The organism is Nocardia sp. CA-145437 (assembly GCF_050956485.1).
Taxonomy (GTDB): domain Bacteria; phylum Actinomycetota; class Actinomycetes; order Mycobacteriales; family Mycobacteriaceae; genus Nocardia.
Genome location: NZ_CP191204.1, coordinates 3,700,623 through 3,721,842 on the forward strand (window position 1 = coordinate 3,700,623; position 21,220 = coordinate 3,721,842).

At 67.7% G+C, this 21,220-nt stretch carries 24 protein-coding genes; 16 read left to right on the forward strand and 8 right to left on the reverse strand.

What is annotated here, in order from left to right:
- The first annotated feature begins 26 nt into the window (after positions 1-26).
- The 6 genes from ACQPYY_RS17285 (at position 27) to ACQPYY_RS17310 (ending at position 5,117) form a co-directional block, all read left to right on the forward strand.
- The gene (locus tag ACQPYY_RS17285; protein WP_433594529.1) at positions 27-1,163 is read left to right on the forward strand and encodes an epoxide hydrolase family protein; all 1,137 of its coding nucleotides are present in this window, start codon (positions 27-29) and stop codon (positions 1,161-1,163) included.
- Positions 1,164-1,232: 69 nt separating this feature from the next.
- On the forward strand, positions 1,233-1,886 hold the full coding sequence (locus ACQPYY_RS17290; RefSeq protein ID WP_433594530.1) for a maltokinase N-terminal cap-like domain-containing protein: 654 nt from the start codon (positions 1,233-1,235) through the stop codon (positions 1,884-1,886).
- A 75-nt stretch (positions 1,887-1,961) separates the two neighbouring features.
- Positions 1,962-2,528 (forward strand): DUF308 domain-containing protein, encoded by a 567-nt coding sequence (locus ACQPYY_RS17295; protein WP_433594531.1) that lies wholly within the window; start codon positions 1,962-1,964, stop codon positions 2,526-2,528.
- Between the two features lie 61 nt (positions 2,529-2,589).
- Positions 2,590-2,934 (forward strand): hypothetical protein, encoded by a 345-nt coding sequence (locus tag ACQPYY_RS17300; RefSeq protein ID WP_433594532.1) that lies wholly within the window; start codon positions 2,590-2,592, stop codon positions 2,932-2,934.
- A gap of 10 nt (positions 2,935-2,944) precedes the next feature.
- Positions 2,945-3,829 carry an NAD(P)-dependent oxidoreductase gene (locus tag ACQPYY_RS17305; RefSeq protein WP_433594533.1) on the forward strand — a complete coding sequence of 295 codons (885 nt, stop codon included), beginning with the start codon at positions 2,945-2,947 and terminating at the stop codon, positions 3,827-3,829.
- A 91-nt stretch (positions 3,830-3,920) separates the two neighbouring features.
- Positions 3,921-5,117, forward strand: a complete 1,197-nt coding sequence (locus ACQPYY_RS17310) for a DUF418 domain-containing protein (protein WP_433594534.1) — start codon at positions 3,921-3,923, stop codon at positions 5,115-5,117.
- Between the two features lie 9 nt (positions 5,118-5,126).
- Here ACQPYY_RS17310 and ACQPYY_RS17315 read toward each other — a convergent pair whose 3' ends face one another.
- The 3 genes from ACQPYY_RS17315 to ACQPYY_RS17325 are packed head-to-tail and all read right to left on the reverse strand — an operon-like array spanning position 5,127 to position 6,931.
- The gene (locus ACQPYY_RS17315; protein WP_379099400.1) at positions 5,127-5,486 is read right to left on the reverse strand and encodes a VOC family protein; all 360 of its coding nucleotides are present in this window, start codon (positions 5,484-5,486) and stop codon (positions 5,127-5,129) included.
- Between the two features lie 9 nt (positions 5,487-5,495).
- A complete protein-coding gene (locus ACQPYY_RS17320) occupies positions 5,496-6,344 on the reverse strand; it encodes an alpha/beta fold hydrolase (RefSeq protein ID WP_433594535.1) in 849 nt (282 codons plus the stop codon).
- The gene (locus ACQPYY_RS17325) at positions 6,341-6,931 is read right to left on the reverse strand and encodes a TetR/AcrR family transcriptional regulator (RefSeq protein WP_379099406.1); all 591 of its coding nucleotides are present in this window, start codon (positions 6,929-6,931) and stop codon (positions 6,341-6,343) included. The genes ACQPYY_RS17320 and ACQPYY_RS17325 overlap by 4 nt, the downstream gene beginning before the upstream one ends.
- Before the next feature lie 388 nt (positions 6,932-7,319).
- On the opposite strand from ACQPYY_RS17325, the gene ACQPYY_RS17330 reads away from it, so the two are divergent.
- Complete coding sequence (locus tag ACQPYY_RS17330) at positions 7,320-8,567, forward strand: cytochrome P450 (RefSeq protein ID WP_433594536.1); 1,248 nt, start codon at positions 7,320-7,322, stop codon at positions 8,565-8,567.
- A 217-nt stretch (positions 8,568-8,784) separates the two neighbouring features.
- Here ACQPYY_RS17330 and ACQPYY_RS17335 read toward each other — a convergent pair whose 3' ends face one another.
- Positions 8,785-10,011, reverse strand: coding sequence for a cytochrome P450 family protein (locus ACQPYY_RS17335; protein WP_433590161.1), 1,227 nt, complete (start codon positions 10,009-10,011; stop codon positions 8,785-8,787).
- Between the two features lie 291 nt (positions 10,012-10,302).
- Between ACQPYY_RS17335 and ACQPYY_RS17340 the strand changes: the two genes are divergently transcribed.
- Complete coding sequence (locus ACQPYY_RS17340) at positions 10,303-10,536, forward strand: hypothetical protein (RefSeq protein WP_357276576.1); 234 nt, start codon at positions 10,303-10,305, stop codon at positions 10,534-10,536.
- Positions 10,537-10,698: 162 nt separating this feature from the next.
- On the opposite strand, the gene ACQPYY_RS17345 is transcribed toward ACQPYY_RS17340, so the two are convergent.
- Positions 10,699-11,757 (reverse strand): LacI family DNA-binding transcriptional regulator, encoded by a 1,059-nt coding sequence (locus ACQPYY_RS17345; RefSeq protein WP_433590162.1) that lies wholly within the window; start codon positions 11,755-11,757, stop codon positions 10,699-10,701.
- 155 nt (positions 11,758-11,912) lie between these two features.
- On the opposite strand from ACQPYY_RS17345, the gene ACQPYY_RS17350 reads away from it, so the two are divergent.
- The 4 genes from ACQPYY_RS17350 to ACQPYY_RS17365 are packed head-to-tail and all read left to right on the forward strand — an operon-like array spanning position 11,913 to position 15,866.
- A complete protein-coding gene (locus tag ACQPYY_RS17350; protein WP_433590163.1) occupies positions 11,913-13,238 on the forward strand; it encodes an aryl-sulfate sulfotransferase in 1,326 nt (441 codons plus the stop codon).
- Positions 13,239-13,262: 24 nt separating this feature from the next.
- Complete coding sequence (locus ACQPYY_RS17355; RefSeq protein WP_433590164.1) at positions 13,263-14,126, forward strand: ABC transporter permease; 864 nt, start codon at positions 13,263-13,265, stop codon at positions 14,124-14,126.
- Positions 14,127-14,128: 2 nt separating this feature from the next.
- A complete protein-coding gene (locus ACQPYY_RS17360; protein ID WP_433590165.1) occupies positions 14,129-14,884 on the forward strand; it encodes an ABC transporter ATP-binding protein in 756 nt (251 codons plus the stop codon).
- Positions 14,885-14,903: 19 nt separating this feature from the next.
- Positions 14,904-15,866 carry an ABC transporter substrate-binding protein gene (locus ACQPYY_RS17365; RefSeq protein ID WP_433590166.1) on the forward strand — a complete coding sequence of 321 codons (963 nt, stop codon included), beginning with the start codon at positions 14,904-14,906 and terminating at the stop codon, positions 15,864-15,866.
- 122 nt (positions 15,867-15,988) lie between these two features.
- On the opposite strand, the gene ACQPYY_RS17370 is transcribed toward ACQPYY_RS17365, so the two are convergent.
- Complete coding sequence (locus ACQPYY_RS17370) at positions 15,989-17,023, reverse strand: fused (3R)-hydroxyacyl-ACP dehydratase subunits HadA/HadB (protein WP_433590167.1); 1,035 nt, start codon at positions 17,021-17,023, stop codon at positions 15,989-15,991.
- A 95-nt stretch (positions 17,024-17,118) separates the two neighbouring features.
- Positions 17,119-17,763, reverse strand: coding sequence for a hypothetical protein (locus tag ACQPYY_RS17375; RefSeq protein ID WP_433590168.1), 645 nt, complete (start codon positions 17,761-17,763; stop codon positions 17,119-17,121).
- Between the two features lie 215 nt (positions 17,764-17,978).
- On the opposite strand from ACQPYY_RS17375, the gene ACQPYY_RS17380 reads away from it, so the two are divergent.
- From ACQPYY_RS17380 to ACQPYY_RS17395, 4 genes are all read left to right on the forward strand, one after another.
- Complete coding sequence (locus tag ACQPYY_RS17380; RefSeq protein WP_379099438.1) at positions 17,979-18,533, forward strand: carboxymuconolactone decarboxylase family protein; 555 nt, start codon at positions 17,979-17,981, stop codon at positions 18,531-18,533.
- 85 nt (positions 18,534-18,618) lie between these two features.
- Positions 18,619-19,446 carry an alpha/beta fold hydrolase gene (locus tag ACQPYY_RS17385; RefSeq protein ID WP_433590169.1) on the forward strand — a complete coding sequence of 276 codons (828 nt, stop codon included), beginning with the start codon at positions 18,619-18,621 and terminating at the stop codon, positions 19,444-19,446.
- A gap of 162 nt (positions 19,447-19,608) precedes the next feature.
- The gene (locus ACQPYY_RS17390) at positions 19,609-20,451 is read left to right on the forward strand and encodes an SDR family NAD(P)-dependent oxidoreductase (protein WP_433590170.1); all 843 of its coding nucleotides are present in this window, start codon (positions 19,609-19,611) and stop codon (positions 20,449-20,451) included.
- A 137-nt stretch (positions 20,452-20,588) separates the two neighbouring features.
- Entirely contained in the window at positions 20,589-20,858 is a 270-nt protein-coding gene (locus tag ACQPYY_RS17395; RefSeq protein ID WP_379099448.1) for a hypothetical protein, read from the forward strand.
- Between the two features lie 10 nt (positions 20,859-20,868).
- Here the strand turns inward: ACQPYY_RS17395 and ACQPYY_RS17400 are convergent, their stop codons facing one another.
- Entirely contained in the window at positions 20,869-21,192 is a 324-nt protein-coding gene (locus ACQPYY_RS17400) for a hypothetical protein (protein ID WP_379099451.1), read from the reverse strand.
- Positions 21,193-21,220: the final 28 nt, after the last annotated feature.

Consider the following 21,220-nt stretch of genomic DNA (forward strand, 5'->3'; position numbering starts at 1 on the left):
ACCTAGTTGGTTCCTACCGTGAAGACATGACGGTTTTCGAGCCCTTCCGAATCGATGTTCCGGACTCCGATATCGACGATCTGCGGACTCGCCTGACCCGCACCCGGTGGCCCGCCGACCTGCCCGAGGTGGGCTGGTCCTACGGCATTCCGACCGCGTACGTGCGCGAGCTGTGCGAGTACTGGAGCAGCGGCTTCGACTGGCGCGTCCACGAGGCCGAACGCAACCGCCATCCCCAGTTCGTCACCGAAATCGATGATCAGCGACTGCATTTCACGCACGTCCGTTCGCCCGAGCCGAATGCACTGCCGCTGGTGCTGGTGCACGGCTGGCCGTTCGAGGACTTCACCGACCTGATCGGCCCGCTCACCGATCCGCGCGCGTACGGCGGCGATCCGGCCGACGCCTTCGACGTGGTCATTCCGACGCTGCCGGGGTTCGGTTTCTCCGGACCGACACGGCACGCGGGGGAGGCCGCGACCGAGCGGTCCGCCGAGTTGATCGTGAAACTCATGGCCGGCCTGGGCTACACCCGCTACGGCACGCACGGCGGGGACGCCGGATCGTTCATCGCGCCCGGCATCGGCCGGCTCGTGCCCGATCGGGTGGCGGGTGTGCACCTCAACGATCCCATCACGATCCCGTCCTGGAACGACGACGGTTCCGGCTACAGCGAGGCCGATCAGCAGAAGCTGGCGCGGCTGAAGGATTGGAGCAGCAGCGAGACCTCCGGGTACGCGGGCATGCATTCGACCCGTCCGCAGACCCTCGCCCCGGCCGTCGCCGACTCCCCGGCGGGCCTGCTCGCGTGGGTGCTCGACGTGGTGAACACCTTCACCGATCCGGCCCGCGAGACCCCGGACGCGGCGATCGACCGCGACCTGTTGCTGACCAACCTCTCGGTGCTGTGGTTCACCAACACTGCGGGTTCGTCCATGCGTCTGTACAAGGAATCCCAGCACTGGGGCGCCGAGCTGCCCAACTCCGGAGTGCCGACCGGGGTGGCGGTCTTCCCCGGTAACGGCACGATTCGCGGCCTGGCCGAACGGCAGCACACCGTCGTGCACTGGTCGGAGTTCGACCGCGGCGGCCACTTCGCGTCGATGGAGACCCCCGATCTGCTGACCCGGGATCTGCGTGACTTCTTCCGAAAGCTGCGCTGACATCGGCGAATATTGGCCCGCCGCAAGGGGTTCGGCCGCGATCCGGCCGGACTCTGGCAGGATGGCTCTATGGCCGAGATCCACGAGACGACCATGCAGCCCGCCAAGCTGGAATTGCTGACGGCGTGGCTACCCACCCGGCACTGGCATGTCGGCGCCGGGACGCCCGCCCTGGTCAAGTCGGGCGGATTCCGGCTCGACGATCCCGACGGTGAGGTCGGCATCGAACTCATGGTCGTCACCGACCTCGCGGGTCCGGTGCCGGTCGCGTATCTGGTTCCGATGACCTACCGCGGGGCCCGCGTCGAGGGTCTGGACCACGCGCTGATCGGCAACTCCGAACACGGTGTGCTGGGCATGCGCTGGCTCTACGACGCCGCCCACGACCCGGTGTTCATCGAACAGGCCGCCCTGCTGCTGACCGGCAAGGCCACCCCGCAGGACCAGAACACGAGTGACACCCCGGACCTGACGGTGCACGTGGTACCGGGCGATATCCTCACGCCCGCACCGGGATTCCGGCCCACGGTGATCGACACCGACGCCCACACCGACATCGCCTTCGACTCCGACCGTTCCACCAATGCGGGTGCGGAGCTGATCCGCGTGCACCGGCGCCTCGCCACGGGCCGGTCGCTGGGCCGTGACCGCAGTCATCTGGACGCGCCGTGGTCGGCCCCCGACGGCACCACGCCGCGCGGGGTTTTCCTCAGTGCTCCCTGACTTCGGACGGGTCCGACGCGCCGAGCGTACACCAAACGTCCAGTTACCTGCACGAATCGGTCATATCATGATGAGGTGCCCGCCAACCGGATAGAGGGGCGAAGCGAGGTCTTCGCCGATTGGGCTTGGCAGTCGCTGGTCGTCACCGGCGGCTGCTCGGTGGTGCTGGGGGTGGTCCTGGCGGTCTGGCCGGACAAATCCTGGCAGGTGGCGGGAATCCTCTTCGGGCTGGTGCTGCTGGCGACGGCGGCCTTCCAAGTGGTGATGGCGTTCGGCGCCCGGATCCACCCGGCTCTCAAATGGCTCGAGGTGTTCAGCGCGGTCGTCTCCCTCGTGCTGGCGCTGTGGACCCTCGACGGTGGCGAGTGGGTTGCCTTGCTGTCCTTGTGGATCGGGATCGGCTGGGTGCTGCGGGGAATCGTGCAGGCGATCGTCGGAGTGTGGTCGGAGGAGTACGCGGGCGCGGGCGGACTGGAGCTGATCGGGCTGGCGACCGTGGCCGCGGGGGTGGGCGTCGCGGTCGCGCCGTTCACGACGCTGCCGCCGCTCTCGATCACCGTGGGGCTGCTCACGGTCGCGCTCGGCGTCTCGGAGATCGCGATCGGCCTGCGGGTGCAGCCGGTGACCGTCGGAACTTTCTGACAAATCCTCCGCGCGACGTTCGTGCTTCCCTCGGATAACTAGCCCTCCCGAAGTTACTCGATTGCCCGAGATTCGCCACGACGGAGGCAGGACGTCGACACTGGATCTGGTCGGCAGGGATCTCACCGTCCTGACCGCCGACGAGGATTGGGCTGACGCCGCGCACGCCGCCGCGGAGGCACTGTCGATTCCATTGACCGTGTATCGAATTCCTGTGACGGACAGCGATGGGACCGGCGGCATCGGCGTGCGCCCGGACGGCGTGGTTCTGGTGCGCCCCGACCACGTGATCGCCTGGCGCATGATCGAGCGGCCCCTCGACCCGCGGACCGCCCTGATCGACGCGCTGAGTGAAATCCTGTCGCTCAACGGCCGAGCGATGCGGCCGGTCACCGGGGCTCGGTAGGGTTCGGCTCGTGGCGAGGATCGCGTTTCTGGGGTTGGGCCGGATGGGTGCGGGGATGGCGGGGCGCATGGTCGCCGCCGGGCACGAGGTGGTGGTCTACAACAGGACCGCCGCCAAGGCCGACGAACTCGTCGCACAGGGCGCTGTGTTCGCGGCCACGCCCCGCGAAGCCTCCCGGAACGCGGAGGCGATCTTCGCCATGGTGGCCGATGACACGGCGTCGCGGGCGGCCTGGTTGGGGGCGGACGGTGCGCTGGCGGGGGAGTATGCGCCGGGCGCATTCGCGGTGGAGTTCTCGACCATCTCCCGGCCCTGGGTGCTGGAGCTGGCGAAACATGCCGCCGCGCACGGTCTTCGGTACCTCGACTCCCCGGTCACGGGGCTCCCCGAGGCCGCGGCCGCCGGACGACTGACCCTGTTCGTCGGCGGGGCCGCCGCCCACCTCGACGCGGCGCGCCCACTGCTGCGCCCATTGTGCACCGACATCGTGCGCTTCGGTGAGGTCGGTTCGGGCACGAGCTACAAACTGATCCAGAACCTGCTCGGTTCGGTTCAGATCGCCGCCACCGCCGAGGCGCTGCGCACCGCGGAACTCGCGGGTTTGGACCTGGCGGTCGTCGCCGACACCCTCTCGCGTGGCGGTGCGGCCAGCCCTACGGTGATCCGCATGTGCGCGGAGATGATCGGCGGCGTGCACGACCGCGACATCGCCTTCACCGCGGCCCTGCGCCTGAAGGACACCCGGATCGGGGTCGAACTGGCCGATGCGGTCGGCACTCCCGCGGCCCTGGGTCATACCGCCGAGCGGATCTTCGAGCGTCTGGTCGCGGCGGGACACGGCGATCTGTCCGAAACCAAGCTCATCGACCTGCTCAGAGGTCCTGCCATGGGGTGACTTCCGGGCCTGTCAATACCTCGGAGGTCGGATCGGGAATCCGGGGCCGCGGTGGATGTGGCGGGGGCGCTGCCGGAAATAGCGTGAGGGCATGTCCGAACAGCTCGAAACCCAGGTAGCCGGTGTGACGCAGAGGCAGCGCATCGGGGTGGTCGACAGTCTGCGCGGATTCGCGCTGTTCGGGATTCTGGTCACCAATACCGTGGTGGCGACGATGCTCTGGTCGTCGCCGGGCGCGGGCGCCGATCCGCAGCCGATGTTCGACGGCACGCTGGACCGGTTCGTCTACGGGCTGATCGACGGGTTCTTCCTCGGCAAGTTCTATCTGCTGTTCGCGTTCCTGTTCGGGTACTCGTTCACCTTGCAGATCGCGGCCGCCGGACGTGCGGGCGTCGCGGCCACGCCCCGGCTGTTGCGACGCTGCCTCGCACTGCTCCTGATCGGTCTGGCGCATCTGCTGCTGTTGTGGATCGGCGACATCCTCACCCTGTACGCCGCCTTGTGCCTGATCCTGGTGGCGCTGCGCTGGATTCGGCCGCGCCCGGCCCTGATCACCGGCCTGGTGCTGTATTTCGCGTTCGCGTCGCTGGCGTTCCTCCCGGGCAACGGGGGACTGGCCGGGGTGGGCGAGGTGTTCGATCTGCAGCGCATGCATGATGGCTACACCGCCAATTTCGGTGACACGCTGCGCGCTCAGCTGGAGTTCGGCCCGAAGTTCATGATCTTCACCTGGATCGGTCAGGGCCTTCCGGCGCTGGGGATGTTCCTCGTCGGCGTGGCGGCCGGCAAGCGCCGCGTGTTCGAGGACGCGGACTGGACGACCAGGTGGCTGCCACGGGCGCTCGCGGTGGGATTCGGTGTGGGACTGCCCGTTTCCGCTGTCACAGTGACGTTGATGACACTCCACGGGGAACTGCCGTCGTTCTGGTACGGGGTGCAGGAACTCGCGAATCCGTTGCTGACACTCGGATACGCGGCGAGCATCGTGTGGCTGGCCCGCTACCGGTGGGCCGGCGCAGTGGGCTGGCTCGCACCCGCCGGGCGGATGGCGGCGACCAACTACATCGGGCAGTCGGTGGTCCTGATGCTCATCTACACCGGATACGGCCTGGCACTGGCCGATCGCGTGCCCCCGGTCGGGGTCGTCTTGATCGCGGTTGCCACGTATCTGGCGCAGATCCGGCTGAGCGCCTGGTGGTTGCGCACTCATCCGTATGGCCCGGTCGAGTGGCTGCTGCGCACGGCGACCTACCTGTCGATCCCCGCGTGGCGGAAACCGGCAGCGTAGGCGCGCTGTTCAGGGCAGGTCGTAGGCCGTGGCGTGTCGCGGCTGGTACAGGCCGATCTGGCCCGCGCCCGGCACCTTCAGCATGGTGAGCAGGCCCCACCCGGCATCGGTGACGTCCGAGGTGAATTCGACGCCCTTGGACCGCAGGTCGGCCACGGTGGCGGTCAGGTCGTCGCACATGAGGTACAGCTCGGCCTTGCCGCTGTCGGGGACCTGCGCGGGATGCACGGCGAGTTCGGCGGGCGGCGACTTGAAGATGAGCCACCCGTTGTTCGCGTCGACATGGGCCAGGCCGAGGATGTCACGGAAGAAGGCCCGTGCCGCGTCGGCGTCCTCGGCGTAGAGGATGGTGTGCGCACCGGTGATCATGTGCCGACGCTAACAGCGACCGGCCGCTCCGGCGCGCAGGTGCGCGGTGAGGATGTCGCCGAGTTGCGCGGCGAATTCGGGGGCCTCGGTGCGCATCCCATTGTGGGCGCCGGGGAACTCGGTGACCTCGATCCCCAGCCGGTGAGCGATCTCGACGGCGGGGCGGTACGGCAGGCAGCCCTGCGTCTCGCGCCCGGCGGCCATGATCAGCCGATCGGCCACCGGGGCGAGCGCCGCGAAATCGGGGCGATACGAGGTGAATTCCCGCAGCTCGTGCTCGAGCATCAGCGGGCCGTTGGCCGCCAGTCGCGCCCACATCTCGGCGGCGCGCGGCGGCAGTTCGTCGGGCATCGGGGACGGCTTCATGGCATTGCCGATGCCCGCCAGGAAGCGCACCGACGCCGGGCCGGGGCCTTCGGTGCGGAACAGCGCGTAGACCTCCTCGACCATGGCGCGCTGTTCGGCGGCGTCGGGAAGCACGGCGAAGCATGGTGGCTCGTGCGCGATCAGCAGCGACACCTGCTCCGGATGCCGGGCCAGCAGATCGAGCCCGACGATCGCGCCGTTGCTGCCGCCGACGACGAGAGCGGGCTCGTCGGTGAGGTGGCCCAGTAGCCGGTGGGCGTCATCGCTCTGCACCTCGACCCGCTGCGTCTGCTGCGGACCGTCCAGGACGCTGCGTGAATAGCCGCGCTGGTCCAGCGACACCACCGTGAACCGGTCCTGGAGAACCTCGGCGATCGGGTCGACCGAGGCCGCGTCGCCGCCGCCGCCCGGCAGGAACAGCACGAGCGGACCGCTGCCGCGCACCTCGTAGTAAATGGTCGCGCCTGGTACCGGAAGCGTCTCGGATCTCATTGCGGGGTCTCCTGTTTCGATGTCGGCCACTGGGTCAGCAGCAGATGCAGGGCGTCGAGGATGCGCGCCCAGGACCCGTCGGTCTCGCGGGAGTGGTTGAAGCCGCCGACGGTCTCGAGCGTCGCGAAACCGTGGAAGGTGCTGCGCAGCAAGCGGCCCGCATCGATCAGCTCGGCGCCGTCGAGGTCATAGCCGCGCAGCAGCGCTTCGGTGAGCTGCACGCTGCGGACCGCTCCGGGGGCGTCGGCGATGGCCTCGATATCGAGCTTGCGCTGGGTCGCGTCGTAGCGGCCGGGGTGTTCGCGGGCGTAGTCGCGGTAGGCGTTCGCGAAGGCGATCAACGCATCACGACCCGCCCGCCCCTGGACCGCGACGCCGATCCGGTCGGTCATCTCGACCGCGGCCCGCAAAGCGATGCGAGTACGCAGATCCTGCAGATTCCGGACATGCGAGTAGAGGCTCGGATCCTTCACCCCGAAGTGCTTGGCGACCGCGGCCAGCGTCACGTTGTCGAACCCGATGGCATCGGCCATCTCGGCGGCCGCCTGCGTAATGCGTTCGGCGTTCAACCCCACCCGCGGCGACATCAGCCCACCCCTTCCTAAGGTCATTAGGTTTAAACCTAATATACCTAGGTTCGGCGGCGGGTCAAAACACGGTGAACGCCCCGGAAGTCGCGAACGTCGTTACCTCAGTTGCCCCTTACGTCGGATTTCCGTTACCGCCCGCGCAGTCCCTCGAATGCCAGGGATACCGCGCGACGGCGGGCGGTCTCGTCCCCGCCGTAGCGTTCGGCCGCTGCGCTGAGCCCATACGGGGATCGCGGAATTCGCTGGTGGTGGACCGTCGCAGCACGGTCTCGGTGTCGGTGGTCGGGCTGATCGCGGTCGCCGGGTGCCTCTCAGCGCACACGTGACCACTGCCGGCGTGGGTTATATTTTGCCGCAACCGCTTTCATGAAATCTTGGAGCATATGTGGATCCGCAGTACGCGCATCAGGGCGCGTCCCTCAGCATGAGGTCGCCCGATCACGCGCGAGTCTCGATCTACGGTCCCGAGTTCGCCGCTGATCCTCATGGGCATTACCGGTGGATGCGCGCCACCTACGGGCCGCTGGTGCCGGTCGAGATCTGGCCTGGAGTGCCTGCGACCCTGGTGATCAACTACGCGACTGCGGTGCGGATCCTCAACGACCCTGTCCGCTTTCCGTCCGATCCGAGCATCTGGCAGCAGACTGTGCCCGCCGATATCCCGATCATGCCCATGGTCGAAGCCCGGCCCAACGCCATCCGCACCGACGGGAATACGCATGCCCGCTACCGTCAGACGATCAACGACGCGCTCGCCGGCATCGACCTCCACGCTGTGCGGGCCATGGTGGAGCGCGCCGCTGTCCCCCTGGTCAACGGTTTCTGCGCGGACGGCATGGCTGACCTACTCGGTCAGTACGCCTTCCCGCTCGTCTTCTCGGCCTTCTGCCAGGCAGTGGGCTGCCCGCCGGAAATCGGTGAGCGTATCGCGGCGGTCAACGCTGCCATGTTCGATGGCGTGGACACCGCGGAAGTGAACCGGCTCATGGGCGAAGCACTGCTCGACCTCACCGCGCTCAAACGAGCCCAGCCCGCTGACGACGTCACCACACGACTGGTTCGACATCCGGCCAGGCTCAGCGACGAGGAGATGGTGCATCAGCTGGTCCTGCTGTTCGCCGCGGGCGTCGAGCCGGCAGCGAACCTCATCGCCAACACGCTGTTGCTGATGATGACCGACCCCCGCTTCACCAGCAGCATCGTTCAAGGGATCCCCCTGCCCACGCGCGTCGCGATCGACGAGCGGTTGACGTCCGACCCGCCGATGGCGAACTACTGCGTGACCTACCCGCAGCAGCCGGTCATGCTGGACAAGGTGTGGCTGCCGGCCCACCAACCGGTCATCATCAGTATGGCTGCCTGCAACACCGACCCAGAGTTGGAGCCGGGCAGTCCCCTTGATAACGGCTGGAACTTGGCGTTCTCGTCGGGTCCGCACGCCTGCCCCGCACACGCCCGGCCCTTCGGGGTCCTGCTCGCGCAGGAGGCCATCGATCAACTCCTGGACTACCTACCCGAAACAAGGCTGGCGGTGCCTGTCCCCGATTTGGTGTGGCGGCCGGGTCCGTTTCACCGCGCACTGACAGCGCTGCCCGTCACATTTCCGCCGTCGAAGCCATTTCCAGTCCTGTAGAAGGTAATCGCCCGTTGCGACGATCGCGCTGGACGGCTCACAGGTTCGGAGCAATCCGGACGACCGCCTCGAATCGCGCCTGTCATCCGTGGATTGGTCGATCCGTTTCTCGGTCGCCGCGGGGCCTTCGGTGAAGGCCCCGCGGCGGTTCAGCGATCAGTCGCTTGCCACAGCGATGCGGCCCATACGGTATCGAGTTCCTTCTCGAATGCCGCGGCTATCGCAGGATAACCGGCAGACGGTCGTGCCCGTTGGCGATGAAACCGGGCACTGTGCCGAGCTCGTCGGGCGAGACAGCGAGTTTCATGTTGGGGAACGCCTGGAACAGCGTGGTAAGACCGACGAGGGCCTCTAGCCGTGCCAGCGGTGCGCCCGGACAGCGATGGGGGCCATGTCCGAACGCCATGTGGGCCTTGTTCGTCCGAGTGGGGTCGAACATATCCGCGCTGTCGCCGTAGACCTTCGGGTCCCGGTTGGCGCCGGCGGGGCACGAGAGTATCGGATCGCCTGCGGTGATCGCGACGTCGCCGAGAACGAAATCGTCCACCGCGTAGCGCAGTGGGGCGTGAGCGATCGACGGTTCGAACCGCAGCGTTTCCTCGATCACATCCGCCCAGGGCAGGCTGCCGTCGAGCGCGGCAGCCAGGTGGTCCGGGTGGGTGAGCAACAGGAAAATGGCTTGGTCGAGCAGGTCCACTGTCGTCTCGTGCCCGGCGTTGATCGCGAGATAGAGGGTTCCGATGAGCTCCGCATCGCTGAAAACCGTTGCGGGATCGTCCGCGTGGGCGATGAGGGCACTGGTCATGTCCTCGGCGGGATTGTCGCGACGATACTCGACGAGAGTCTCCAGGAGCGCGAGCATTGCCTGGTAGTTGGCCAGGGCCTCCTCTTGACTCGCGGCAACGTCGAAGATTCCGTCGACGCACTTCCGCAGCGGCTCGATCAGGTTTGCGGGAACTCCGATCAGCTCGTTGATCACACGCAGCGGCAGCGGGTAGGCGAAATGCTCGCGGAGGTCGACAGGGTCACCTCCCGTCCTGGCATCCAGCCCTTTCACCAGATCATCGGCGATCGCCTGGATCCGCGGCTCCAGCGCCGCGGTCCGCCTGTCGGTGAACACCGGCACCAGAGGGGCGCGGAGGCGACGGTGGTCTGGCCCATAGGCGGTGAACATGCTCGGGGTGTTCACCCAGTTGAACAGCGGGAAGTCCGTCCCGATCCTGCCGTCCCGGAACGCCGGCCAGTGCTGCTTGGCGTCCTTGGAAACCAATGAGCTGAGGAGAACCTTCTTGAGCAGTTCCGTATCGGTCACTGACCACGCGGGTACTCCGCCGGGGAGCTCGACCTCGGTGACCGGTCCTCGCGCGCGGATGCTGGCAATCTCACCCTGAATGTCTTTACCTGAGGCGTCGATGACGATGGGGCCGTCGGTGTGGCTCTTCATGTGAACTCCAATCTGACCGTGAACCCTGCCTGCAGGGGGCTGGTGTAGCGCCCCCTCAGCTTCTGGTCCTTCACCAAAGTAGCCGATGTTGTTGATCCTCAACGTTTTACGAGACAGACTCGGGAATCCGGACGCGGGCGCTCGGCTCGGGCTCGGCGCGGTCCGGGGCCGCATCTTGCCTGCCGCGCAGCGTCAGCCCCTGGAATCGAGGGCTGCAACGCGGCCGATTCCGGTCTGTAGCGTCCGAACCGGAGGAGGCATCCGCCGGGGTACACAGAAGAGAAGGACTTGATGAAGCGTTCTATTGCCGGAGTCGTCGTCGCCGCGGGTTTGCTCATTCCCGGCCAACTGGTCTCCGCAGCCACGGCCTCCGCGGCGAATGCGCCCACCACGGTGGCGGATACCGGGTCCGGCGGATGCACCTCGAGCATGCCTCAGACGTGCAGTTCGCCGCTGGCTGCCGCGATCCTCGGCCTGCTCGGCGGACTGTCCACCGGTTCGGCTAACGGCGGGCAGCCCAAGTAGTCGAATTCGCCGTCATGCCAACCGGCGCTCTTCCCCGCTCGGGGACGGGGTGGGCGCCGGTTGATCCGCCGCCGCTTTCCTTCAGCTCTCGATATGCCGGCCGGTACCTGGCGACCGATACCGCGGGCGCGTCACGGCGTGGAGTGAGTCCGCCGGACCGAGTCACCCGACGGGTGTCGATGCCGGCCGCCACGGGGTGCAGCCACAGGTTTCACCGAGGCTGAGATGGACATCGAACGGTGACGGGGGAGCGCTGGGGGAGTTCGTGTTTCCGGCTGCGTCGAGGACGCGGGACAGGGCCGTGCGGGCGATGTCGTCGATCGGCTGTTGGACGGTGGTGAGGATCAACGGGGCGTATGTGTTCGCGGTGTCGGCGTCGTAGCCGACGACGGCAACGTCCTCGGGGATGCGCAGTCCGGCATCGGCGACCGCCCGCAGGGTCGCGGCGGCCTGGGCGTAGGTTCCGACCACGAGCCCGTCCGGCGCTGGATGGTCGGCGAGGTAGCGCCGCACGGCGTCGTACGCGCCCGCGGGGGTTAGGTCGGTGGGAATCCGTTGCGCGGCAGCGGCTCCGACGACGGAGGCATAACCCTCGTAGCGCTGGGCGACGGTTTCGCGGTCGCCGTGCGCGACCTCGTCGGGGGTGAATCCGCCGACGAAGACGATGGATCGACGCTGATGGTCCTGGCCCAGATGGTTCGCGGCCAGCCGTCCCGCCCGCACATGGTCCGCGCCGACCATGCCCGCGTCGACGTGGTCGCGGTTGTTGTGCACCCAGACGATGGGAATGCGGGCCTGCCTGCACAATTCGGCCGTCGCGGGACCGTTGGCCCCGCCGACCACGATCAGCCCCTCGATGCCGGAGTCGACGAAGGCGGCGGCGAATTCGATCTCGCGTTCGGGGTCGTAGGCGGTATTGCCGATCAGCGTCAGATGGTCGCGGTGGCGGGCCTCGATCTCGATGTGGCCGACCAGGGTGCCGAAGAGGGGGAGGCGGACGTCGGGGACGAGCAGGCCGAGGTGCCGCCAGCGTCGCGGGCGCCGCAGGGCGCGCGCGGCGCGATCGGGGCGGTAGTTGAGTTCGTCGAGGGCGGCGGTCACCTTGGCGCGCAAGGCGTCCGAGACCGGGCGCGGACCGTCATTGAGGACGTAACTGACGACGGCGGTGGAGGTGCCGGCTCGCCGGGCCACATCGGCGAGGGTGGCGCGTTTGGCAGTCACGTTGGTACCAACTCTCGTCGCTCGCGGGCCGGTTGCCCAGGCTTGAAATCGTTCTGATTCTTACAGTCTCCGCACCGGTTCCGTACCGCGCAAATCGATTAGATTCGTTACATCCGCGACCCGACCGCTTAACAGCCGACTGATGGAGTGAATGCATGGCCTTCGTACGACTCACCGGTGTCACCTATTACGAACCGGAATCAGCCCATGACAGCTACATCGTGTTCACCGGCGCGGACTCCGTCACCCGGCTCATCGACATGCACGGCGCGGTGCGCCACGAATGGTCCTATGCCGGTGTGCCGCCGCGCATCCTGGATCCGGCACTGACCGGGCGGCTCGGGGACGTCGGAGTGCAGCTGTCGCTCAGCGGCGATCCGCGCGGCGGGATCTACGCCAATGGCACTGTGGGACAACTGACCTGGGACGGCGACCGGGTGTGGGAGTGGGGCACGCAGGCTCCGGGCGGCGCGGCCCGGCAGAACCACGACTGGGAACTGCTGGCCAATGGCAACCGCCTGCTGCTGGTCACCATTCCCCGAGTGGTTCCGCGGCTGGGTTCGGCCGTGGTGGGCGACCAGGGGCTGTACGAGGTCGCTCCGGACGGGTCGATCGTGTGGGAGTGGCGGGCCGGTGACCATCTCGACGAACTCGGATTCTCCGAGGCCGGGTGGGATGCCTTGCGCGAGACCGTCGCTCGCGACCCCGACGATGCCTGGGGTTGTCTGGAGATCAACAGTGCGAAGACGCTGGGACCCAACCGCTGGCATCGCGCCGACCCCGACAGTGTGTTCCAGCCCGACAACATCCTGATCAGCAGCCGCAAGGCCAATGTGGTGGCACTGATCGACAAGGCGTCGGGTTCGATCGTCTGGAAGCTGGGCCCGTACTTCGACGCCGAGGCCGGGGCGCAGCACCAGCGGATCAATGCGCACAAGGTGCCGCGGCCGCTCGATCAGATCTCCGGACAACACAATCCGCATCTCATCGCCGACGGCCTGCCGGGCGCGGGCCATATCCTCGTCTTCGACAATCAGGGCGGCGCGGGGTATCCGCCCGCGGCCCTGGGCATTTACGCCGGGTCCCGGGTGCTCGAGATCGATCCGACGACCCGGCAGATCGTGTGGCAGTACACCGCGGAGGATTCCGGGCTGCCGTCGTGGACGTTCTTCAGTTCGTTCGTCAGCAATGCCCAGCGACTGCCGAACGGCAACACCCTCATCACCGAGGGTATGACCGGCCGCCTGTTCCAGGTCACCCCGCGGGGCGATGTGGTGTGGGAGTACGTGTCGCCCTACGAGGGTCGCGGTGTCGCCGGCGAACCCGAGGTGCACGAGCCGCGCGTGCCGGGCGTGGACCGGCTCAGCGACACCCCGCTGGTGTACCGCTCGCAGGCCGTCCCCGCCGAATGGGTGCCGCTCGAGCCGCATCCCGATCTGGCCGCCGTCGATCTGCGGACGACGGTCCGTCCCACCACCTAGCTCCGCCGAATTCAGGTGAATCCCATGACATCGAGCGTGCAAACCACCTCGGGCCGCACCACGTCGCAACCGTCCGCCGTGGTGACGGACGAGCCGCGCCGGACGCGGCGGCCGTATCCGCGCTGGTCACCGCGATGGCGAACGATCGGCGGCACGGCGGCCGGGATCGGATTGGCCGTGCTGGCCTGGTCCCTGGTCGCCGCGGCCGAACCCTTTCCCCGCCAGCTGTTTCCGACCGTCCCCCAGATTCTGACCGCCGGGCACACGCTGTGGGCCGAGGGTCTGCTGATCCCCGATCTCACGGCGAGCCTGCGCCGGGCGGTGTTCGGTCTGCTGATCGGTGTGGCCGCCGGCGTGTTCGCGGCCGTCCTCACCGCGAGCACCGGGGCCGGGCGGGCCTTGTTGCAGCCGGTGCTGCGTTTGCTGTCGCCGGTGCCGACGATCGGCTTGGTGCCCTTGGCGATTCTCTGGTTCGGGATCGGCGAGAACAGCAAGATTCTGGTGATCGCCCTGGGTGTGTTCGTTCCGGTCTGGATCAACAGCCATTCCGGATTCTCCGGGACCCCGGCCGACTACCTGCAAGCCGCACGCTGCCTCGGCGCGGGGCGCTGGCAGACGCTGACCCGCGTCGTCATCGCCGAAGGGCTGCCCGATGTGGTGGCCGGTGTGCGGGTCGGCGCGGCCATGGCGTTCGTGCTCATCGTGGTTGCCGAGATGACCGGCACCACGGCGGGTCTCGGGTATCGGATCTATCAGGCGCAGCTGTTCTCCCAGGCCGACCGGCTGATCTTCTGCCTGCTGGTGCTCGGGGTCCTGGGTGCGATCGGTGACGCCGTGATCGCGGCGATCAGCGCCCCGGTCCAGCGCTGGGCGCGGGAGGTGAGCTAGTCATGGCGATCGCCACCCGCGACCTGACGGTCCGTTTCCCGAACACCCCACAGCCCACCCTGCAAGGCATCGATCTGATCGTTCCGGACGGGTCGTTCACGGTGCTGGTGGGCGCGTCGGGCAGCGGCAAATCGACCCTGCTGCACTGCCTGGCCGGGCTCATCACGCCCACTTCGGGCGCCGTCACCGACAATGGCGTGCCGGTGTTCGCCCCCGATCCGCGGCGCGGCGTCGCGTTCCAGCGGGACGTGTTGTTCCCGTGGCTGAGCGTGGCGGGCAATATCGACTTCGCGCTGCGCGCCCATCGGGTGCCGGTTCGCTTGCGCGGCAATCGGATCGACGAGCTGCTCGACCTGGTCGGGCTCCCCGCCGAGGTGCGGCGCAAACGGCCCGCCCAGTTGTCGGGCGGCATGCGTCAACGCGCCGGGATCGCACGCATGCTCGCCGGTGAACCCGAGATCATGCTCATGGACGAGCCGTTCGCGGCGCTGGACGCGCTGACCCGGCTCAATATGCAGGACCTGCTCATCGATCTGTGGACCCGCCTGCAACGCACGGTCGTCTTCGTCACCCACGACGTCGACGAGGCGATCCGGTTGTCCGACACCATCAGCGTGCTCGCGGGCGGACGGATCACCAATCAGATCCCCAACCCGCTGTCCCGGCCCCGGCCCGCGGACGCCCTGGCCGACCAGCCCGGCTACAGCGAACTGCGCCGGCTGCTCCACCACGAACTCGGTATCCAGCACGCGATGTGAAGAGAAGAAGAGAACAGCCGTGAAGAAACTCCTCCGTCCCCTGACCGCCGCCCTGGCCGTACTCGCCCTGGCACTGCCGCTGACCGCGTGCGGATCCTCCGATGATTCCGACCCGAAGACCCTCACCGTCGGATTCGTGGTCGACCCGTCGTGGGCGCAGATTCCCGTCGCCCAGCAGACCGGATTGTTCACCAAGCACGACGTGAAAGTGAAGGTCGTCAATTTCTCGACCGGGGTGGAGGCGTTGCAGGCGCTCGCCGCCCACCAGGTCGATATCGCCACCGCCGCCGACGTGCCCACCTCGGCCACCCTGACCCGGTCGCCCGCGCTGCGGGTGGTCGGGGACGGATCGCGGTGGCAGGGTTCGCGAATCATCGCCCGCCGTAGCGCCGGAATCACCTCGGTCGCGAACCTGGCCGGGCATTCGATCGGCACGCCGTTGGGCACCAGCGCCGCCTACTTCGCGTCGAATGTGCTCTCGCACAACGGTATTTCGGCGAATCTCGTGCAGGTCGCACCGTCCGCGACGCTGACCGCGGCGACCCAGCACAATGTCGACGCCGTCTCGATCTTCCAGCCCTACCAGGCCCAGGTGGCCGAATCGCTGGGCGGCGACGCCGTCGAGCTCACCGGCGGCACCTACAACCAGCACAGCCTGTACCTGGCGACCGATACCGCCATCGCGTCGAAATCGGCTGCGCTGACGGCGTTCTTCGCCGCGCTGGGGGAGGCCGGGACCCAGCTCGCCGCGCGCTCCGGCGACGCGGTGTCCGCGGTCGCCACCGCCACCCAGCTGAGCCGGGCGTTGCTCGAGAAGATCCTGCCCGAGTTCGACTACACCCTGCAGTTGCGGCCGGAGCTCGCCGATACCCTCGCCGAGCTCGGCGCCTGGGCCAAAGACCAAGGGAAGGTCGACCGTTCGACGCCACTGCCGGACTACACGACCCTGCTCGACGCCGAATTCGTTCCCCGCGGCAACTGATCTGTCAGAGGGCGTGCGGCGGTGGCGAGCGTAAGTGTTGTCATGGCAATCAGATTCGCCGCGATGGCCGGCGGCAGCCAGGTGGTGTCGTGGCCGGGGATGACACCACCTGGAAGTCGTGGCTAGGCGAGTCGGACGTCCGCGGTGGCGAGACCGAAGATCTTGCGCCCCGCCGCCTTCGCGACGATGACGACCACGGCCGTCCGGGTCTCGGGATCGAGCGACTTGATGCGCCCGGTGAATTCGACGACGCCCGCCGTGGCGGCTTCGATCACCGTGTAGTTCGACAGCCGGACTCCGTAGCGGAGCATGGCGCCCGGGTCGCCGAGCCAGCCGGTCACGAAGCCCGCGCCCAAGCCCATGGTGAGCATGCCGTGCGCGATCACGTCCGGAAGGCCCGCGAGCGTGGCGATCTCGGCATGCCAGTGGATCGGATTCACGTCACCGGAGACCCCGGCGTAGTTGACCAGGTCGCCGCGGGTCAGGGTCACGGTCCGAGGGGGAAGCTCGTCACCGACGGCCAGATCCTCGAATCGCACCGACGTGAGCGGGGTCCGCAGCCGCGACACCGGAGAGAACCGTGCGGCGTCGCCCGGCTCGGGCACCCGACCCGCGTCGGCGGCAGCGGCGGGCGTCGATTCGAGCCCGGTCATCATGACCCGGTCGATCGTGGCGCTGATATCGGCGTTGACGTCGTCGCCGGTCAGCCCCACGACGGTGGTGTGCATGACCTGCATGATGTCACCGGCCATGTCGCTGAACGTGTTCGTGATGGTGAGCAGATCCTTGCCGCCGATCCGGCGCACCGAGGACAACTCGACATCACTGACCAGCCGCTCGCCGGTCTCCACCGGCTTGTACATCTCGAAGACCTGATCGGTCTGCACGATCACGTCGTAGCCTTCGAGCACGGTCTGCAGCAGCTTGCGATTGGCCAGCATCGCCGCGGTGGAGATGAACGTGGTCGGTGCGATCAGCCCGGCGTATCCGAGCCCCTGGGCGGCGTCCTCACTCCAGTGCGCGGGGTGGAAGTCCTGGACCGCTCGCGCATACTCCCGGATCTTCTCCCTGCCCACCTCGTAGTAGTCGTCCAGGCGGTAGTGATGCCCCACCAGCCCCGCTACGTCGAACGTCGCCTCCACCAAGCCCTCCTCCATCCGGATTCCTTCCACACGGTAACCGGTGGTGGCCCACCGACATCATGAGTGAAACGACACCTTCTCACACGACTCGGCGCCCGCGGCGGAAAACATCAGAAGGGATACTCCGCACACAGCCGCCCTGAGAAACTACGGACGGCATGCTCCCGCATCCGCCGCCCGTACACCACATCCGAGCCCAGATCCGTATAGGTCTCGAACTCGCACTGGACGAATCCTGCCACCTCCGCCACATATACATCGAAGCCCGGGTACATCAGCCCCGCGTACGGCATGTCGTCGACATCCACAGCGACCACTGGGTACTCACCCAGCGAATCGGCCGCCCCCACCGCCAGCACCCGTCGTGAGTCCGACCCGCCCGGCAGCAGGAAGCACTCCGGGAACCGCTCGGCCAGCCCCTCGAAGGTCTCACCCCAGGGCTGCCCCAGCTCGTCGCCGACCAGCTCGTCCAATGGCCGCGGCGCGAATCCGCCGTCCTCCGCGAACCATCCGCAACGCTCGAACAAGGTGGTATCGAACGCGAGCCACTCCCGAAGGCTCGGCGAGAGCGGCCGCCCCGACGGAAACACCGCCCCGGCCAACGCTTCCCCGTCCATGGGCCGTGGCTCACCCGCCACCCACGGTGTGTGACCGACCCACGCGACAGGCTCGAACATCGCCCGCCCGGGCTCACTCCGCACAGACTCGATCACCCGCCGCGTCAAGCCGACCCCGTGCCGCACCTCTTCAGTCATGGCGCGCAAGCTAACAGGTCAGTCCGACGAAATCACCTGCCGGGAACGGCAATCCGCCGTTCCCGGGGACCGCAGCCCAGGAACAGGGTGGGCGGGGGCCGAGGCGGTAGACGCATATCACTGAAATCGGACACGCATTGCTACTACAAGCCGTCGCAGGTTCGGCCTAGGCTGATACGCAGGGAAGATCCCGCGAAACGCCATGGGGAGGCATCATGCGCGCAATTGCCCGAATCATGCATTACGTCAAGGCCTTCGGTCGGGCTCGCAAGAATCAGACCGATCTGTTCGGCTGGCTCATCCGGCGGCCGCAGCTGCTGATCAGCACCCTGCTCCACGAAACGATGCTGCTGTTCTCCAACAAACTCGACCCGACCCTCAAGGAGCTGGCCGAGCTCAAGACCGCGGCACTGGTCAACTGCCAGTTCTGTCTCGACATCGGCTCCACGCTGGCCCACTTCGGCGGGGTCACGGCAGCGCAGGTCACCGACCTGCCGACGTATCAGGACAGCGATGCCTACAGCGATACCGAGAAGCTGGTGATCGCCTTCGCCGAGGCCATGACGGTCACGCCGACCGCACTGGACCTCGACGACCTGCGCACCCAGCTGCTGAGCCGGATGAACAAGTCCCAGTTGACCGAACTGACCGCCGCCATCGCGTGGGAGAATCAGCGGGCGCGGCTGAACCAAGCGCTCGGGGTGCGCCCGCTCGGCGCCGCCGAGGGTGTCGCCTGCGCGCTGCCGGAATCCCGCCGTCAGGTCGGCTGAGGCTCTTCCGTTCTCGCGGCGATGAATTCGACGCGGTCGTACCGTCAATTCAGGTGTCCCTCTTCCGAGACACCTGGAGCTACCCATGACCTCGACCGCACCCGTCACGTCCGGAACCGTCGCGGTGCCCGACGGCACCATCTACTACGAAGTCCGCGGCAGCGGCCCGCTGATCGCACTGGTCGGCGCCCCGATGGATTCCGGCCCCTTCGGCGCGCTGGCCGAACTACTCGCCTCCGACCACACCGTGCTGTGCCCCGACCCGCGCGGCCACGGGCGCAGCACCGTGACCGACGCCGACAAGGACTCGACGCCGGAACTGCGCGCCGACGATCTGGCCCGCGTGATCACCCACATCGGTCAGGGCCCGGCCGTGGTGCTCGGCTCCAGCGGCGGCGCGATCACCGGCCTGGCGCTCGCCATCGACCGGCCCGAGTTGGTGTCCACACTCATCGCGCACGAGCCGCCGCTGCGCGAACTGCTCGACGACCGGGACGATCTGCGGGCGCGAACCGACGAGATCGTGGACGTCTACAACACCGGTGACGTGATCGGCGCGGTCCGCAAGTTCGGTGAGATGTCAGGACTGTTCATGCCGGAGGAGATGCTGGAGCAGATGTTCGGCGGCGAACGGGACCCCCGGGCGATCGCCTCCGACGACTTCTTCTACCGCCACGAACTGCACACCACCTCCGGCTGGCAGCCTTCCCTGGACGCGCTGCGCGCCACCCCGACGACGATCGTCATCGGCATCGGCGACGAGTCCGCGGGCCTGTTCTGCGACCGGACCTCGCGTGCCCTGGGCGGTGAGCTGGGCATCGAACCGACGCTCTTCCCGGGTGGCCACGCCGGGTTCATGGAACAGCCCGATGCGTTCGCCGGGCGGGTCCGCGAAGTCATCGAGGCCGACTAGCGGGTTCGTCGACGGCCATGTGTCGAGCCGGGGCGCCGACGCATGGCTGTCGACGATTGACAGCGAACTGCCCCCGTCGTAATTTACCGATTAGTCAATTCGTGTGGGTCAAGATCCAGCTACCCGCATCCGCCGACCTCGCCACCGACGACGGGTACCGATATGAAGAACTATCTGGCCACCGCGCTGCTGCAACCGACGCCCTCGATCCGATCGATCGTCGGCGCGACCGGCGCACCGGATCTGCACGGCCGCACCGTGATTCTGACCGGCGCATCCTCGGGCATCGGCGAAGCGACCGCGCACCTGCTCGCCGACCGCGGAGCGCGGATCCTCGCGGTGGCCCGGGACCGGGAACGGCTCGAGCAGACCTGCGGGGCCATCACCGCCGACGGCGGCGTCGCCCACCCGATGCCCTGCGATCTCACCGATCCCGAACAGGTCGGCGAGCTGGCGGCCACCGTGCTCGAGCATTTCGGCACCCCCGACATCGTGGTCAACAATGCGGGGCGGTCCATCCGCCGCAACGCCTTCGACGCCACCGACCGGGCCCACGACTACGAGCGCACCATGGCCGTGAACTACTTCGGGCCTGTTCGCCTGACCCTGGCCCTGTTGCCCGCGCTGCGGGCGGCGAACAGCGGCCACATCATCAATATCGGCACCTGGGGCACCACCGCCGGCGTCATGCCCAAGTTCAGTGCCTATCACGCCTCGAAGGCCGCTCTGGCCGCGTTCGGGCGTAGCCTCGGCGCGGAGTGCCATGACACCGGAATCGCGGTCACCACAATCGGATTCCCGCTCGTGCGTACGCCGATGATCAGCCCGACCAGTGACTACGACACCCAGGCCGCGCTGACGCCCGAGCAGGCCGCGGGCTGGGTGCTCACCGCGGTGCGCGACCGTCCGGTCGAGCTGTATCCCACGTATGCGGCGGCCTTGCGGCTGCTGTCGACGGTGTCGCCGCGGCTGGCGGACAGCCTGGTGCGCGCGGCGGGCATCTGACCCCGTGCGGCCTATTCAGGAATAGGCTGGGGGCACACTTATCCGTGCGATTCGGGGAGGTGTGGGTGATGAGAACTCCAATGGCCCGAGGTGTGGGCATCGCGGCGATGTGTCTCGCGGTATTCGCGGGAACAGTGGTGAGCTCTTCGAGCGCTCAGGATGTAGACGGTCAGCGGTACGTGTGCGATCAGGTGGAGATCACCACGGATGGTCACGGTATCGGGACCGGGAACTGCGTATCCGCGGGTGGCGGCGCTCCCGCGATGGGCTTGATATCCGGTGCATTCGATATCGTGCGGCGCGGGGACGACTTCACCGTGCACTGCCAGGACAATGGCGGGATGGCGACCGGGGAATCGTGGTTGCCGGGTGAGGTGAACGGGGCCACCACGCATTGTTCGGCGTAGCGTGGCCGGGTCATTCCACCGGTGGAATCGCCCAGCGCGCATAGGTGTTTTCGGGACTCACCGTGATGATGTCGGCCACCTGCACGATGTCATCGGGGATGCGACCGCCGAAGTGGGCCAGGCTGGGGATGATCACCGCGTCGGCCTCCATCCGGGAGACCAGGGTGCGGACCCGGACCAGCGGCCGGTCGGTCTCGGGACCGAAGACCACCGTCTTGCACAGGTCATAGCCGAGCCGGCGAGCCAGATGCTGGATCTGAGCCTCGTCCCACTGCTGCTGCGCCCCCGACACATCGTGCCGGAGGTATCCGATCGCTGATGGTTGTGGCCGCATCCTGCCGCTCTCTTACCCGATCCGCTTG